This window comes from Paenibacillus sp. 4624, assembly GCF_050435065.1.
In the GTDB taxonomy this organism is placed as follows: domain Bacteria; phylum Bacillota; class Bacilli; order Paenibacillales; family Paenibacillaceae; genus Paenibacillus; species Paenibacillus amylolyticus_D.
This window is the reverse complement of record NZ_JBNDJR010000002.1, coordinates 736,317-753,286: the sequence shown is the minus strand read 5'-3', so window position 1 is coordinate 753,286 and position 16,970 is coordinate 736,317. Positions and strand designations below refer to the sequence as shown.

Below are 16,970 nucleotides of genomic sequence, written 5' to 3'. Positions count from 1 at the left end.
TCCATTTTGAAATCATAGCCAAAGAAAAACCGGAAGGTTCTTTAACCCTCCGGCAATTTCTACACATCTATATTCTTATTTAATAAAAGTAAATGAGTTCACTGCTTTTTCCAGCATGGCTGCCTGGACTTGCGTGCGGTTCGCATCGTTCAGACCATTCGTGATCGTATACGTGATTCCATCCTTTTCAAACACAATCTGACGACCTGTATACGGCACACCCTTATCCACTTCATGGTACGTGAAGGAGAATGCAGGTACACCTGCAAAAGTCAGTTCCTCGCTGCGGATCAGATTGAAGTTTTTTCGCGTTTTGGCTGCCTCTGTATATGCCTCTCTCAGCTGACTAACCGTCATCTCAATCGACTTGTCCTCTGTAGCTGCAATGGAAAAGTTGCCTCCCGTGAAGGTATAAACGACAGGTGAGCTTTCAAACCGATCACTATACGGCGTCCAGTAGCGCGGAATATCCACGCTGTAATGATAGTTTTTGGACGTACGCGTGATCGTTTTCATTTTATCTGTCAGATATGGATCTTCATCCAGCTGACCGAAATTATCTTTTACCGTGTCAAAATCAATCTCCACACTCTTCATAATCCGTTCAAACCATGCCCGGTCCACGGCCTGTCCTTCAGGGAACGTATATTCCGCGTAGTAACGATACCCGTTCTTCTGCAAAAGTACGTCAAACTCGGTCTGCCATCCTAATCCAAAGTTATAACGGAATTCATTCACCTCGGCCGTTTCACCCGAGATTTCCGTTGTAAACGAGCCTACTTGCTGATAACTCTCCGCTGTAAAGGTTTCACGCATCCACTTCTCGAGCTGGTCACTCCAGTCCTTCACCGTTGCACCGGACTTGGCTGAAGTCACTCGAAGCTGCAAATAAGCACCGTCTTTATCTTTATAAACCATATTATTATTGTCCATGGACCAGCCCGCTGGAACCATTAATTCAATTCCGTAATCATCATTCCATGCCGAGCGCATGCCTTCCTCCACCGTGGAAAGATCCTTAATGGTTCGATCTGACTGTGAATAGCTTGGTTCAAATGAATTGAGTAATGAAGCATGTTTGCCCAGATCTTTATAATTCATCGCCTCGTAATCCGCCAAGTAGACATCATATTGACGACCTTCATAAATATATTGGCGCAACTCCCATAACACGCCATCCGCATCTTTGACGACAACTCTTGCATAAGGTTTGTTCCCTTTAGATACCGCTTCACGGTCCAGTACCGTATCTCCTGCCTGTTTGGCCACCTGCACGAGTTGTGTCAGCAAGTCATCCGCGTCCAATACTACATTCTGGTCACTCACATACACTTCGAGATAATAACTTTCATCCGCAGCGCCAAAGGTCATCATCCGTTCCTGTTCATTCGTTTGCAACACCAGAAGATCGGCTGGATAATGAATCGACCAGCCATAATAGCTGTTGCCAATTCTCGTTTTCCCTTTGTCCAGATCAATGCCGCCCTCATCCACGCCCTCACCCGCTTGCAGCAAACGAATGACGATCTCTCCCGAACTGCTCGGCGCAAGCGTCGCACCGATTCCTGCCGCAACCGGGCGAAGAGGCACCATTAATACACCATTCACCATTTTGGGTGCAGTGCCCATCTCCACTTTGACTCCGTCAATCCATGCGATGGAACTGTCTATTCTCAAAGCCACAACGTGCGGACCTTCCTTGATTTTGATGACATCGTTTTTCTCCAGTCGAACTTCACTGCCAAAGGCTTTTTTGAATACACCGACAGGCACTAGTGTCACGCCTTTAACCGTGAGCGGTTTCGTGATGTTTTGTTTCTTGCCATTAATAAAAGCACTTGTACTTCCTGCTTTGACACGCAGCTCATTGGTGATCAAATTATCCGTTGCCCATACTGGCAGAGCTGTGCCTGCCAGCAACATTCCCGCTAATACACCCGTGCTCAGCACGCGTAACACTGACTTCTTCATTCCGTTCATTCGTCCTCTCTCGATTCGGGTTGCTTGCCGGGCTTTATTGTTCTTCATCCGTTGGAAGCGATTCGTCGGACTGCCCCTCAAGCGAAGCTCGATCCACAAGTGTTAATGTGCGGGTAACAATGTCGCCGTCCGTTTGCACCAGCAACTTTACCTTTTGTCCAGGTAAGTAGGCTTTGAGCAGCTCATTGATATCGACTACCGACGATACACGTTTGCCCGCGACGCTGTAGATGGCATCTCCTTCCTTGATCTTGGCTTTCTTCGCTTCCGGACTCAGTACGCCCGTAACCGTCAACGGGTCTTCCGCAGGCAGACCTACAATGGCCGACCAGCTCTCTTCCAGCTGTAATCCGAGACTTGCCCGTTTGATCGTTCCATATTTAAAAAATTGATTGATGACAAAGTTCACGGTGTCTACAGGAATAGAGAACCCCATGCTCTCGATGCCCACTGCAGAAAATTTCATGGAGTTAATACCGACGACTTCTCCCTTCAAGTTAACAAGCGGTCCTCCGCTGTTCCCGGGATTAATCGCCGTGTCTGTTTGAATCAAGCGGTAGGACGCTTCCACGCCACGGTTCAGACCACTGATCACGCCAACTGTAGCTGAGTTACGCAATGAAAAGGAGATTGGCGTACCGATCGCAATCACGGTTTCACCCACAGCCACTTGCGAAGCTTTAGCAAAGACCGCAGGTTTGAGTGCTTTGGCGTTAATTTTAATCAGCGCAAGGTCACTTAACGGATCACTGAATGTTTCTGTAATGTTATATGTATTCCCATCTGTCGTCACAACGACCGGATCGACCAACTGATCAACCACATGAGCATTCGTCACAATCCATCCATTAGCGCGAATGATAACTCCTGTACCATGTGCCAGATTATAACGATCGTTTGCCGATCCATTCTGGTTTTCCGTCGTTTTGCCTATAATTCCTACCACAGACGGTGATACCTTTTCAATCACTTTAGGAATGGCTTCGCTTCCCTTATACGTATACGTTCCTGATTTGGCATTGTATTGTCCACTACCGCCGAACATCTTCACCAAATCTTTCGTATTTACATACACCTGACCGTCGATTTCCTTGGCTTGCATGCCTGACTTCGATGCCGCTGCACCAGCTGTCGCTGCCATCACACCGATGGAGAGCACAACAACCATCATCATGGCTGTTGCCCGTTTTATTATCCTTTTCATGACTTCACCTGACCCTCTCTACTCTTTACATCCTTCTTGCGCGACTGGACAGCCGATCCCTGGCTGAATCTATCTTCTCTCTCATCTGCAATATCGGTATCCCTCAATGTATCATACAAATTCTGGCTATACAATCGTTTTAATTTTCGATATTTTTCGACACAATTTGACTCTCCCAGCTTTCTCCCTTCGGAGAATACAGGCATGAAAAAACACCTTCCATATTCATCATGGAAAGTGTTCGAAATCGCTATTGCTTGGTCGTATTTGTTTGCATCTTAGTATTGCTAGTAAAGCGTATTTTCTTTGTTGTAGATTAGCATCATAATCAGTACAACATAGTACCTCTAATCTAGGTAAGTCTTCTATACCTTTTTTAGTAAAGGATACCTGTTTATACTTTTCCTACTGTTCATACTTGATATGTTACCGCTCTTCCTTACGATGCTGTTCAATCTCTGGTACCTCTTGCCGGTAATGTCTCCGTTAACCAAACCAACCTGTGATCATCGCGTAGTCTGTCATCAAAAATACAAGCAGACTGACAATAGTAAACCCGATGGCAAACAAATTTTTCTTCGGTGCACGAAGCAGACGAACCAGTCCAATAAAAATCAGGATGGTAAACAAGATTACAAAAATATCAAATGCATTAAAATTCGATGTACTCGCCGTGGCAGCCTCTGCAAGCAGCATGGATAGACAGACCTCCTCACCATAGTTGAACAACTAACACATACCCTAAACTCTTCCTCTATGTTATCTGTACCCTGTTAGTAATGCAAGCCCTATCATCCAGAAAAATGAAAAAAATCCAGATTGACCGATTCGCTCGCAAAAGCTTACCCGGTCTCATATGTAAACACTTTCATCAAACATTCTTATTAACAGCTAATGAATGACAGACACAAGTAGCAGACAAGATGTAAAAAGAGTTAGAAGGAAATCCAGAGCCAGTTACCAAGTAATACGAAATCAGCAGCAAGGAAATACATGTAGTTCTTGTAGTTCTTGTAGTTCTTGTAGTTCTTGTAGTTCTTGTGGTTTCCATGAAATTTCCATGTGGTTCATGTGGTTCTTGTGGTTCCAAGCAGTCACTATGTAACCACCATGCTCTAACGATCACCACAGACCTTATTTGGGCGATTATCACCTGTTTCAAAATCTAACGATCATGAGAAACGCTATTTCACTCAAAATCGTCGAAAAACAGTCTATTTCTCGCTTTTTTGATGAAATAACGTCGCTAGTGATCGTTAGAATTCTGATTTGCCTGATTTTGCTCAAATAAGCTCTCCTGTGATCGTTAGATACTTAGCGCAATAATTCATACTATTAACACACCAGCTTAGACTCCTTAATGCTTCTCAAAGCTCCTTAACTCCTCTCAACGCTTCTCAAAATCCCCTCAATTTTTTATAATGCTTCTTACTCCTCCCCAATATAGTTACAAACTTCGTAGACTCACCTTACCTTTTTAAACACACATTGCACTTTCCCTCAAACTATCCTCTACTCTTTAACATCACAAAAAAAACCTTCCTCACCGCAGAAAAGGGGGTGGCATACATCCACAACCTATTTCTCAGGCAAAGAAGGTTCTCATCTGATTTTACAGTTTAAAGATTCGCTGTACTCTTACTAGTCTGCCAGCTGTAGAGCTCTGCTTCGCTCCGTATCGCGCTCCAGTACAGGTTTCAGATACTTACCCGTATAGGATTCCTGCACTTTAATAATATCTTCTGGTGTTCCTGTCGCTACAATTGTGCCGCCGCCGCTTCCACCTTCTGGACCCAGGTCAACGATATAATCGGCTGTTTTGATGACATCTAGATTATGCTCAATGACAAGCACCGATTCTCCCGAATCGACAAGGCGATGTAATACATTAAGCAGTCGGTCGATATCATCGACATGCAGACCTGTCGTAGGCTCATCCAGAATGTAGATGGTTTTGCCGGTACTCCGGCGATACAGCTCGGAAGCAAGCTTCACACGCTGTGCTTCACCACCGGACAATGTTGTTGCAGGTTGACCCAAATTGATGTAACCAAGGCCGACATCCAGCAACGTTTGCATTTTGCGATGAATTTTCGGAATGTTCTCGAAAAATTGAGTCGCATCCTCCACTGTCATTTCAAGCACATCGGCAATATTTTTGTTTTTGTACTTCACTTCAAGTGTTTCGCGGTTGTAACGTTTGCCTTTGCAAACCTCACATGGCACATAGACATCCGGCAAGAAGTGCATCTCGATTTTAATAATGCCGTCTCCACGGCAGGCTTCACAACGTCCACCTTTGATATTAAAGCTAAACCGGCCTTTTTTGTATCCGCGTACCTTTGCTTCATTGGTCTGTGCAAACAGGTCACGAATATCGTCAAATACACCAGTATAGGTCGCTGGATTGGAACGTGGTGTGCGTCCGATCGGGGACTGATCGATATCGATAACTTTATCGATATGCTCCAGACCACGAATCTCCTTGTGTTGTCCCGGACGTACTCGTGCACGGTTCAAATCACGTGCCAGCGTTTTATACAAAATTTCGTTGATCAGTGTAGATTTACCTGAACCAGACACTCCTGTTACAGCGGTAAACACACCGACCGGAATCTTTACATTCAGATTTTTCAGGTTGTTCTCTTTGGCTCCGCGCACTTCGAGCCAGCGGTCGCCGACACTTCGGCGTTCAGTACGAATCGGAATAAACTTCTTGCCACTGAGGTACTGACCTGTCAACGAATTCTCGTCATTCATAATCTCCTCAGGTGTACCTTGAGACATCACTGTTCCGCCGTGAATACCTGCACCTGGACCAATGTCGATAATATAGTCCGCCGCCATCATCGTATCTTCATCGTGTTCGACAACAATCAATGTGTTCCCGATATCCCGCATATGTGCGAGCGTGGAGATCAGACGATCATTATCCCGTTGATGCAGTCCAATACTTGGCTCGTCCAAAATGTAGAGCACGCCCATCAGGCTGGAGCCAATTTGAGTTGCTAGTCTGATCCGTTGTGCTTCACCACCGGACAACGTTCCAGCAGCACGGCTTAGCGTCAGGTAATCCAGACCCACGTTAACGAGGAAACCCAAACGACTGTTAATTTCTTTTAGGATCAGTTTGGCGATGGTCTGCTCTTTCTCGGTCAACTGCAACGACTCAAAGAAACGCCCAGCTTCACCTATGGACAAACTAGTCACATAAGCCATGTTGTGGTCATTAATGGTTACAGCAAGACTCTCTCGTTTCAAACGCTGCCCTTTACATGTACTACAAGGCTTGGCACTCATGTATCCTTCAATGAACTCACGTATACCTTCAGAACCTGTTTCGCGATAACGACGCTCCAGATTATTAACGATCCCTTCGAACGTAACTAAGGCCTCTTTGCGTTGCCCGAAGTCATTTTCATAACGGAAACGAATCTTCTCTGATCCTGTGCCTTGCAACAGTTTGTTCATCTGGTCAGCAGGCAGATCCTCTACAGGGACATCCTGAGGGATGTTGAAATGTTCGCATACGGATTTTAGAAACTGCGGATAATACGTGGACGTCCCTCCTGTCCAGGCATCAAACGCTCCTTCTTCAATTGACTTACTTCGATCCGGCACAAGCAGGTCCGGGTCTACAATCATTTTGACACCCAAACCATCACAATCCGGACACGCACCAAATGGACTATTAAAAGAGAACATCCGCGGCGCCAGCTCATCAATACTGAATCCACACACCGGACAAGCAAAGTTGGAACTGAAGCGCAGTTCTTCTTCACCGATAATATCGACGAGCAACTGCCCGCCGGACAAGTTAAGTGCCGTCTCAATGGAATCTGCCAAGCGAGCTTGGACATCTTCCTTCACAACGATCCGGTCAACGACAACATCAATGGTATGTTTTTTATTTTTCTCCAGCTGGATGTCCTCTGACAGGTCGCGCAGTTCTCCATTGACCCGAACACGAACAAAACCTTGTTTCGACACATCAGCAAAAACACTTTTGTGCTCCCCTTTGCGTCCCGCAACAATTGGAGCCAGAATCTGCAACCGGGTACGTTCAGGGTATTGCATGATACGATCGACCATCTGTTCTACGGTTTGGGATGTAATTTCAATCCCGTGATCTGGACAATGCGGATGACCGACACGAGCAAACAGGAGACGCAGATAATCATAAATTTCAGTAACGGTTCCTACAGTGGAACGTGGGTTACGACTTGTTGTTTTCTGATCTATTGAGATCGCAGGTGACAAACCCTCAATCGAATCGACATCCGGTTTTTCCATCTGACCCAAAAACTGACGTGCATAGGCTGACAGTGATTCTACATAACGCCGTTGTCCTTCGGCATATATCGTATCAAACGCTAGCGAGGACTTGCCTGATCCGCTCAAACCAGTCAATACGACAAAGCGGTCACGCGGAATGGTAATATCGATGTTTTTCAAGTTATGCGCTCGTGCGCCTTTGATGACAATGTTCTCGCTCGCCAATGGTATTCATCCTCTCATTGCTTTTCTATTTATATAAGTTGAACTATTGATTATTTACACGTGTACACTCCAATGGCAGAATAACCTGGAGAGTAGCTGTTATCCCCAGATTTTTTTGATCTCTTTTTATTAAGGGGAAAAATCTGTTGATAAGCTTACGCTTCCGATGTAGCTTTCTTATTAGAAAGCTTTGAGGCGAACGCTCCGCTTTTTCAGGTTTTTTTCTGTCCTCTCCGTTTCTGTGTAAATGATTAATTCAACTTACATATAAACCTCTTAACCAAAATCGTCATTTATATCAGTATAGACCTGATTTTGCAATTTCAACATGTCTTATTATCGGGTCAACGGATACATTTATTTACTTGAATTTACTCAATAAGAGAACGGCCAAACTGGCCGTTCTCTTATCATCCATGTTCAATCAACGAAGCTTACTCTATCGAATTCCTCTATTCTGCTCGCAGCTCCAGCAGTGCATCACGAAGCTCGGCTGCACGCTCAAACTGCAAGTTTTTGGCTGCGTCTTTCATCTCTGCTTCCAAACGCTGGATCAGCGATTGGCGCTCCTTCTTCGACATCTTCTCGGCGGCGCCAGTCAGATACTCGTTTTTGGATTCGGCAACCTTCGTTGCCTCAATGACATCACGCACTTTTTTGCGAATCGTCTGCGGTGTGATGCCATGTTTCTCATTGTATTCCATCTGAATGGTACGGCGTCTCTCCGTCTCTTTTATCGCTTTATCCATGGAATCTGTCACTTTGTCGCCATACAAAATAACTTTACCCTCACTGTTCCTTGCGGCACGCCCAATCGTCTGAATCAGGGAACGCTCGGAACGCAGGAAACCTTCCTTATCCGCATCCAGAATAGCAACGAGTGAAACCTCCGGCAAATCCAGACCTTCCCGGAGCAAGTTAATTCCAATCAATACATGGAAGGTACCCAGCCTCAGATCACGCAGAATCGACATCCGTTCCAGTGTTTTAATCTCTGAGTGCAGATATCTAACCTTAATGCCAACTTCCTTCAGGTAATCCGTCAGGTCTTCCGACATCTTCTTGGTCAGCGTAGTGATCAGCACCCGCTCGTCTTTGGCAATCCGGTCGTTAATCTCTGCAATCAGATCATCAATCTGTCCTTTCGTCGGACGCAGCTCAATAACAGGATCAAGCAGGCCAGTAGGACGAATGATCTGCTGAACCATCGTATCGGTATGCTCAATTTCGTAAGGTCCCGGTGTCGCCGATACATAGATGATCTGGTTCATCTTTTCTTCAAACTCTTCAAACTTAAGCGGACGGTTATCCAGTGCAGAAGGCAAACGGAAACCGTGATCCACTAGTACAGTCTTCCTCGCTTGGTCACCATTGTACATCGCGCGGATCTGCGGCAATGTGACGTGAGACTCATCCACCACGATCAACATATCATCCGGGAAATAATCCATTAGTGTATATGGTGTATCCCCGCGTTCACGGAAGGTCAGCGGTCCGGAATAGTTCTCGATCCCCGAACAGAATCCGACTTCCTTCATCATCTCGATATCGTAACGTGTACGCTGCTCCAGTCGCTGCGCTTCCAGCAACTTGCCTTGCTCACGCAATACTTCAAGCCTTTCTTCCAATTCACGTTCTATATTCACCAGCGCCACACGCATCGTTTCTTCTTGAGTTACGAAGTGAGATGCCGGGAAAATAGCAATATGCTCTCGCTCACCGATTAATTCACCGGTTAAGACGTCTATCTCGGTAATTTTCTCGATCTCGTCCCCAAACAGCTCTACACGAATGGCATGTTCACCCTTGGAGGCAGGGAAAATCTCAATAACATCGCCACGGACACGGAACGTACCACGTACAAAGTTAATATCATTCCGCTGATACTGTATCTCTACAAGACGGGACAGAATCTGATTGCGTGGCTTCTCCATCCCTACTCGCAGAGACAACAACATACTGGAGTAGTCATGAGGTGATCCCAAACCATATATACAGGATACGCTCGCTACGATAATGACATCACGACGTTCGAACAACGAACTGGTCGCGGCATGCCGCAGCTTATCAATCTCTTCATTAATGCTCGAATCCTTCTCGATATACGTATCTGAGGAAGGAATATAGGCTTCTGGCTGGTAGTAGTCGTAATAACTGACAAAATACTCAACCATATTATTTGGAAAAAATTCTTTGAACTCACTCGCCAGCTGTGCTGCCAGTGTCTTATTGTGCGCAATAATCAACGTGGGCCGCTGCAATTTGGCAATGGTCTGTGCAATAGTAAACGTCTTGCCCGTACCCGTTGCACCCAAAAGCGTCTGGTATCTCTTCCCTTCCTGAACACCCTTTACCAATTCTTTAATGGCTGCAGGCTGATCACCCTGGGGAGAAAACTCTGACTCGATTTCGAACGTTTTGTCGCTCATGATAATATCGCTCATTGCCGTATCTCACCCTATCGTCTAAAATAATAGTCACTATATATTGTCGAAGTTCCCCGAATTTCCAGTTGGGAAAACTTATAGTAATAGGAATATTTGTTCCCGTTCAATTATACCTTGTTCGTTTTAGTGATGCAAACGTGAAATGAAGATAGGAGTGGGTTAATTTATGGATATTGCGACACTTATCGGTATAATTGCCGGAATTGCCGCAGTTATCAGCGGTTTTTTGTGGGAAGGCGGTCAACTGTCTGGCCTGTTGCAAAAAACGGCTGCTCTAATCGTGTTCGGCGGCACCATTGCTGCCGTTGTAGCCAGCTTCCCTGCACATCGTTTGCGAACGATCCCTGCTGCTTTACGCATGGCGTTTGGACGTCGTGCTCAGGATTCCAAACAATGGGTTGAAGAACTGATCGAAATGTCATCCATTGCCCGCAGATCCGGTGTGCTTGCTCTGGAACGCAGAGTCGTGGATCATCCCCATCCCTTTTTGCAAGATGGCATCCAGATGGTTGTCGACGGTACAGACCCGGATGTTGTTCGGCAGATTCTAGAGATGGAAATTGATTCTGTAGAGCAGAAGCATGAGAGTTATGCCAAAATATTTGAATCTGCCGGCGGTTATGCCCCAACAATGGGGATCATCGGAACCGTAATGGGACTTATCCAGGTACTCGGAAGCTTAACCGATCCAACCGGACTCGGACCAGCCATTGCCGTTGCCTTTACAGCTACTCTCTATGGGGTTGCCAGTGCTAATCTCATCTTTTTACCTATCGCCTCCAAAATCAAATCCAGAGGTGCTGACGAGGTGCAAGAAATGGAGATGATGCTCGAAGGAGTGCTTGCCATTCAAAATGGTGAAAATCCACAGCTCGTTCGCAAACGACTAGAGTCTTTTACACTCTCACATCGTCAGGTCTTGCAATCTCCGCTCGCAAAGGAGGGATTAGATGAGTCGTCGCAGTAAACGTCGTGCCAAACGCGAAGCTGCTGACCATCGGGATCGCTGGATGATTACCTATGCGGATCTCATTACGTTGTTGCTGATTTTTTTTGTGATCATGTACGCCATGAGCAATCTGGATACCGGTAAATATGACGTCGTGACCCAGTCCCTTCAAAGCACTTTTAATAAATCGGACTCCATTCTTGAACTGGGGAACGGACTCGGCGAGACACCAGGTCAAACCATCACCAAGAACCCCTCATCCCAAGTTCAGGGAAGCTCAGAGGATGATGAGAATTCATCATCCGATTCGGGCAAAGATATCCCGGATGACAACGACCGTCCCCTCACGGAACGGGAAGAACAATTCAGGACTCAGGAGCAGGAATTACAAAATCTGTTTAATGTGATTACCCAATATATCGAAGATAATAAACTGGATAATCAAATTTTCGTGGCGGACAAACCGCAAGGTATCTCCATTACGCTCAGTGACCGTTTTCTGTTTGATCAAGGACAAGCTGCCTTGAAAAAGGATGCTGCGCCTACACTTAGCAAACTCGCCAGTTTATTTCGTAATCTTCAAATGGTGGTCAGTATTGAGGGGCACACGGATAACATTCCGATCGGAGCCAATTCCACGTACAAGGATAACTGGGAGCTTTCCGGTGAGCGAGCCTTATCGGTACTTCGCTTTTTCCTGGATCAGGAGAAGCTTGATCCAGACCACTTCCAATACGCAGGGTATGCGGATACCAGACCAACCGGAGACAATACAACAGCCGCTGGAAGACAGAAGAACCGCCGGGTTGAAATTACGGTACTTCGCCAATTACAGCCATAGTCAGTTGCAAAAAAATACAAGCCAGATTTCGATCTCTATGACCGACTATACGAACTAATGATATAAAAAAACAACACAGTAAAAAGCACGTTATACCGCATTCATCTCGGCAGACGTGCTTTTTCTAGTGCATCTTCAACTGCTCTTGCTCTTGCCCCCACGTTAACTCTTAACCCTTACTCCCTCTATCTCTTCTCCTTTTCATTGTTAATCTCATCAATAATTACGCCGCCACCAATTTACGCATCCGTCCCCGGTTGATTGGGACGAAGAATCACGGAACCGACAGCCAGCAGAATCACAGCCATAGCGAACAGAATCAGTAATGGCAAGGTGATGTCGGCCAACTCACCTCCGGCAGAGATCGTTTCGACTGCCTGAATCGTCCATTTTTGCGGCACGAAGTTCGCCAGCTTCTGCATATACTCCGGCATGATGGATAACGGCCAGAAGCAGCCACCAATCATACAAGTGGGTACAATGATGAGTGAGTTCAACATACTTGCATTTTTCGATTCACGAATCAAGCCGCTCACAGCACTAGCTAATCCCATCGATACCAGCATAAATGCTCCAAGAATCAGAAAGTGAATACCAAACGGAATCCCTGCATCATAATGCAGCACCCATCGGCTTATGCCGAGCACGAGCGTAATCTGGATGACTCCAATCGCAAGACTACCCAGAAAATTTCCTAGCGCGATCTCATATGACCTAACTGGAGCGGTATACATGCGAGCCATCGTACGCTGCTTTCGATCATCCATAATAACAGCCACCGCACTCGTTAACAGTCCCATCATGAACATAATCGTGAATCCGGTCACGTTATTTAAACCTGGCTTTGGATACAGCTGTAAATGTAATGCTTCTCCAGATAGATGATGTCTCCCAATCTCTTGCAGGAGCTGTGCGAGTTTATCATCCTGACTCTTAGCGTCAGCGTTAGCAGGCGACAAGGAAGAAGATGTTTGTACCGCAACAGCAGATTGTTTCAACCCATCAGCAACCCCTTCGGCGGCTGCCCGAAGGATGTATGAGCTTTCGCTGACACGCATTTCAATCCACTGGATCTCTGCGGGTTTGCCCTGTAACAACGATTGGGTGTAATTGGCGGGAATCACAATTCCCATGCTTCCTTTTTGCCGAACGATATCAGACTTCACTTCCGCCTCGTTACTCACAGCTTTGAAGCTGTAATCCTCCGTGCGAGCGAGCTCGTTGATCATCCATGATCCTGCAATCCCCTCATCCATATTGACATAAGAAACAACCGCACGGCTTGCCTGATCACTTCCAAAAAGAGCAACTGCACCTGTCACAACAAGACATGGCAGCAGTAAAAATGCAACAAACCCACGTTTACGCCCCAGTGTTCTCCGAATCATTAGCCAAGCGATATGCAGACTATTCATAACGGTATCCAACCTTTCTGTATATCACTGCGGCAGCGGCTGCGAGCACTGCACATACAGCCCCGAGCATTAAAATATTGTGCATGATCTCTCGCATAGTTGCATCCAGCATCATACTAAGAAAACTTTGAAGCGCCCAATGATTTACGGTGAATTCGCTAATGCGCTGTACAAAATCGATAGCGATCGGAGTAAATCCGCCGCTAATAAAAGTCATTACGATGATGATACCCTGCATTAACGCATTAGCCGAGGCGGCGTTTTTACTAACCAATGCTACAATAATGCCCAAGGTCATTGACGCCAGTGTAATAAGTATACAGATCAGTACAATTAACCAAGGATGACCACCCCAATTCACGCCAAATAACAGGTTGGTCATGACGATAATAATACTCGCTTGTAAAAAGGCAAGAAAACTGTTACCTGCAACTTTGCCAGCAAAGATCACTCCATTGCCTACTGGAGTTGCCTGAAGACGAGCGAGCGTTTGTTTGTCGCGCTCCGTAAACAGGCTGTTGACAGTGGTCATACCAGAGTACAGCATAAACATCGCCAGCATAGCTGCAGCGTAATATTGTGAAGCGCTGTAGGATTGACCGGAGTGCCCCGGGCTGCTGACCTTAATATTCGGCTTTGCAGAGGTTGATCCAGTGCCATCTTGCGTTGCAATCGCCATCACCGTGTCAGGCCCGAGGACTTTTGCAATTGCAGCCTGTCGATTCAACCCATCCGTAAAGCTAGTGAATAAAGTCTGCCCCACGACATTAAGTGTGTTGTCTTTTCCAAGTATCCATTGCAGCTTAACGGCTTCTCCTGCCAACCATTGCTGCACCATATCCGAAGTCATGATCACCGCAAAATCAAGATTTCCTTGTTTTAACGCATCAATCGTTTCGTCCTGCGAAGACATGTTTTTAATCTTGATCATTTGGGCTACCTCAGGTGCAGCTACAAATGCTTCCAGGGCTTCACCCACCGGAGAGGACGCCGCTTCATTTGATTGCACCATCCCCACACGTAACGTTTCAGGCGTAGTATCTTTCCCTGTTCCCATTGCGCTCGATAATGCCGTTCCTAAGATAAAAATTAATAATAAAGGCAGAATAAACAAATTAATGACCACAGAACGAATTTTCAGAATACGTCTGAGTTCAAAGATACAAATATGCCATATGCTCATGCCATCTCCCCCTAGTCTCGAAGCGTACGCCCGGTCAGATTGAGGAAAAGCGTTTCGAGATCCGGTTCTTCGACCCGGAGGGAATGAATGGATACGTCATGTTTGCTGCAAATAAACAGCATATCTTGCAGTGCCTGCTGTGCCGAAGGCAGCATAATCATTAATGTGTCTTCGGTGACTTCTACTGCCCGTACACGCGGGTGAAGCTTAAGTTCTTCCACAACACCGGCATCGATCCCGGAAGTGGTAAGTACGATTTTTTCCTCCGATGCAACGCGTTCCCTTAGCTCAACCTCGGTTCCACAAGCAATAATCCGGCCTTGATCCATGATGGCTACCCGATTACTGATCGCTGCAACCTCCTCCATATAATGACTTGTATAGATGATGGTCGAGCCCATCTTGTTGAGCGTTCGCACCGATTCAAGAATGTGATTGCGGGATTGTGGATCAATGCCCACGGTGGGTTCATCCATAATAATCAGATCTGGCCGATGACTAAGGGCACATGCGATGTTGAGTCTGCGTTTCATGCCTCCCGAGAAGGTGGATGGAGCATCCTTGGCCTTATCTTGCAAACCGACAAATTCAAGAGATTCCTGTACTCTTTCTTTGAGCATCTTCCCTCGTAATCCATAGAGCCGGGCAAAAAAAGTAACATTATCCGCGGCACTCATCGTTTCATACAAAGCCAATTCTTGCGGAACCAGTCCAATCTTACGCTTCACATCGAGTGGTCGCTCCTTCACCGATATGCCATCCAGTCTGATCTCTCCCTGATCCATGTTGAGCAGACCTGCAATCATGCTAATGGCGGTGCTTTTTCCCGCTCCATTCGGGCCAAGCAGGCCAAAAATCTCTCCCTTTTGCACACTTAAGTTGAGGTGATCCACCGATAACTTGCTGCCGTATCGTTTTACAACGTGATCCATTTCCAATATGTTCATCTACGTATGCCCCTCCCATATGAGCTCTTACCGCGATATTCCTAAATCTATTGTATCGAATGTCTCCCTTTGGCGAAGGTACATAAAGTCATCATTCAAAGGTGACTTAAGTCATCTCCTGATGTTGAGGTGGCCTATGTTATAATCAAGGATGCGTTATCGGGAGTTCTATCCTGGCTCTCTTCCATCTGTAAACATTTTATTCTTCAATCTGCATAAAAAGGATGTCATCTACATATGCCCTTGGGATTCCTACAATATGGTTTATTAGTTGTACCTGCTGTGTTGTTCAGTTTGACCCTTCCTTTACATGGCGAAGCGCTGTACACCTTTTACATCCTCATCTCGACCTTACTCGCTGTAACGAACCGCTTTACCCGTTCAGGTGCAGGGCAGTCGCTGTTATTTCTGGCAGAAATAATGTGGGCCAGCTGGTTGATGGCGCTGTATGGCCCCTTTATGATTTTCATCTCTCTATCGGCTCTCTATGTTTATATGTATCGGCTCGGTGGATCTATAAGATGGTTCATATTAGGGATTCAGCTGATTACAACGAACCTCGCACTGTATTGGCATGTTGCAACTCCAACTACGCTCAGTTCTGGAGCCATGGAAGTTCAAATGAACACCATCAGCTGGTTCTCGGACTCTGTGAAGATAAGCATTGGCGTAAACTTGCTCCTATGGATGACAGCAGCGCTCTTCTGGCAAGGAGCCAAAGCGGCAAACCGTCGTAAACAACTGGAGCATGTGTATGACGAGCTGCGGAATAAGCATTATGAGCTGCAAGAAACCCGTGCACAACTGCTGTTATTTTCCAAACAATTAGAAGATGCGGCTCAGGCAGAAGAGCGTATTCGAATATCCCGTCAGCTTCATGATGATATCGGACATCGTCTAATCCGCACAAAAATGATGTCAGAGGCTGCATTGCTCACGCTACCCTTGAATAACGAACTGGGTACCGAAATGGTCAAGCAGATTCGAGATCAGCTCGCTGCATGTATGGATGATATGCGTAACACACTTCATAAACTTCGTCCTGATTTTCATGCATCCGATGCCTACGCTTTGGATCGTCTATTAGAGGAAGTCGGCCGCGATACAGGGATACAGACCCATTACGAAATTGTTGGTCAGCCACACGCTCTCTATCCAAGTACGCAGATTGTGTTGTACAAAAATGCGAAAGAAGCCGTGACAAATGCCATTAAACATGGAAAGGCCACTTCCATTCGTTTGCAGCTGGCTTTTGGACATCAGGAGATTTGTATGAGCATCAGTAATGATGGCAGCACACACTCCCTTTTGGATACAGGTGTAACAACCGGCCTTGGGCACGAGGGTATGCGCCAGCGCACACAGTTCATTGGAGGTACCATTGAGGTTCAATCCACCGCCCCATATACGCTTATCACTCGAATCCCCATTACGAACAAAATGAATATACTGTAAAACGGAAAGGAATATGCTCATGCCAGAAGCAAACCATAGCAGTCAGGAA

General features: G+C 46.1%; 11 protein-coding genes. 3 read left to right on the top strand and 8 right to left on the bottom strand.

The genetic code is table 11. The annotated features are described in order from the left end of the window. Positions 1 to 75: 75 nt before the first annotated feature. From ABIE27_RS07525 to uvrB, 5 genes are all read right to left on the bottom strand, one after another. Positions 76 to 2,028: a stalk domain-containing protein gene (locus ABIE27_RS07525; RefSeq protein ID WP_429350218.1), complete on the bottom strand. Its 1,953-nt coding sequence runs from the start codon at positions 2,026 to 2,028 to the stop codon at positions 76 to 78. Beyond that, complete coding sequence (locus ABIE27_RS07520) at positions 2,015 to 3,184, bottom strand: S1C family serine protease (RefSeq protein WP_429350217.1); 1,170 nt, start codon at positions 3,182 to 3,184, stop codon at positions 2,015 to 2,017. The genes ABIE27_RS07525 and ABIE27_RS07520 overlap by 14 nt, the downstream gene beginning before the upstream one ends. 486 nt (positions 3,185 to 3,670) lie before the next feature. Next, complete coding sequence (locus ABIE27_RS07515; RefSeq protein ID WP_123065390.1) at positions 3,671 to 3,880, bottom strand: hypothetical protein; 210 nt, start codon at positions 3,878 to 3,880, stop codon at positions 3,671 to 3,673. Between the two features lie 945 nt (positions 3,881 to 4,825). Beyond that, entirely contained in the window at positions 4,826 to 7,684 is a 2,859-nt protein-coding gene (uvrA, locus tag ABIE27_RS07510) for an excinuclease ABC subunit UvrA (protein ID WP_429350216.1), read from the bottom strand. Between the two features lie 452 nt (positions 7,685 to 8,136). After that, positions 8,137 to 10,128, bottom strand: a complete 1,992-nt coding sequence (gene uvrB / locus ABIE27_RS07505) for an excinuclease ABC subunit UvrB (RefSeq protein ID WP_123065388.1) — start codon at positions 10,126 to 10,128, stop codon at positions 8,137 to 8,139. Between the two features lie 169 nt (positions 10,129 to 10,297). Between uvrB and ABIE27_RS07500 the strand changes: the two genes are divergently transcribed. Next, complete coding sequence (locus tag ABIE27_RS07500) at positions 10,298 to 11,098, top strand: flagellar motor protein (protein WP_123065387.1); 801 nt, start codon at positions 10,298 to 10,300, stop codon at positions 11,096 to 11,098. After that, positions 11,082 to 11,921 carry a flagellar motor protein MotB gene (locus ABIE27_RS07495; RefSeq protein WP_429350215.1) on the top strand — a complete coding sequence of 280 codons (840 nt, stop codon included), beginning with the start codon at positions 11,082 to 11,084 and terminating at the stop codon, positions 11,919 to 11,921. Before ABIE27_RS07500 ends, ABIE27_RS07495 begins: the two co-directional genes overlap by 17 nt. 239 nt (positions 11,922 to 12,160) lie before the next feature. Here ABIE27_RS07495 and ABIE27_RS07490 read toward each other — a convergent pair whose 3' ends face one another. From ABIE27_RS07490 to ABIE27_RS07480, 3 genes are read right to left on the bottom strand one after another with little or no spacing between them, the layout of a single operon-like run. After that, entirely contained in the window at positions 12,161 to 13,336 is a 1,176-nt protein-coding gene (locus ABIE27_RS07490; RefSeq protein WP_123065385.1) for an ABC transporter permease, read from the bottom strand. After that, positions 13,329 to 14,519 carry an ABC transporter permease gene (locus ABIE27_RS07485; RefSeq protein WP_123065384.1) on the bottom strand — a complete coding sequence of 397 codons (1,191 nt, stop codon included), beginning with the start codon at positions 14,517 to 14,519 and terminating at the stop codon, positions 13,329 to 13,331. The genes ABIE27_RS07490 and ABIE27_RS07485 overlap by 8 nt, the downstream gene beginning before the upstream one ends. An 11-nt stretch (positions 14,520 to 14,530) precedes the next feature. After that, entirely contained in the window at positions 14,531 to 15,466 is a 936-nt protein-coding gene (locus ABIE27_RS07480) for an ABC transporter ATP-binding protein (protein WP_429350214.1), read from the bottom strand. Positions 15,467 to 15,703: 237 nt separating this feature from the next. Between ABIE27_RS07480 and ABIE27_RS07475 the strand changes: the two genes are divergently transcribed. Continuing rightward, positions 15,704 to 16,921 (top strand): sensor histidine kinase, encoded by a 1,218-nt coding sequence (locus ABIE27_RS07475; protein WP_429350213.1) that lies wholly within the window; start codon positions 15,704 to 15,706, stop codon positions 16,919 to 16,921. Positions 16,922 to 16,970: the final 49 nt, after the last annotated feature.

Bases quoted from the DNA above. Each gene is read 5' to 3' on its own strand.
- ABIE27_RS07480 (WP_429350214.1), bottom strand. From the start codon at position 15,466: ATGAACATATTGGAAATGGATCACGTTGTAAAACGATACGGCAGCAAG.
- ABIE27_RS07495 (WP_429350215.1), top strand. From the start codon at position 11,082: ATGAGTCGTCGCAGTAAACGTCGTGCCAAACGCGAAGCTGCTGACCAT.
- ABIE27_RS07500 (WP_123065387.1), top strand. From the start codon at position 10,298: ATGGATATTGCGACACTTATCGGTATAATTGCCGGAATTGCCGCAGTT.
- ABIE27_RS07515 (WP_123065390.1), bottom strand. From the start codon at position 3,880: ATGCTGCTTGCAGAGGCTGCCACGGCGAGTACATCGAATTTTAATGCA.
- ABIE27_RS07525 (WP_429350218.1), bottom strand. From the start codon at position 2,028: ATGAAGAACAATAAAGCCCGGCAAGCAACCCGAATCGAGAGAGGACGA.
- ABIE27_RS07520 (WP_429350217.1), bottom strand. From the start codon at position 3,184: ATGAAAAGGATAATAAAACGGGCAACAGCCATGATGATGGTTGTTGTG.
- ABIE27_RS07475 (WP_429350213.1), top strand. From the start codon at position 15,704: ATGCCCTTGGGATTCCTACAATATGGTTTATTAGTTGTACCTGCTGTG.
- ABIE27_RS07490 (WP_123065385.1), bottom strand. From the start codon at position 13,336: ATGAATAGTCTGCATATCGCTTGGCTAATGATTCGGAGAACACTGGGG.
- uvrB (WP_123065388.1), bottom strand. From the start codon at position 10,128: ATGAGCGATATTATCATGAGCGACAAAACGTTCGAAATCGAGTCAGAG.
- ABIE27_RS07485 (WP_123065384.1), bottom strand. From the start codon at position 14,519: ATGAGCATATGGCATATTTGTATCTTTGAACTCAGACGTATTCTGAAA.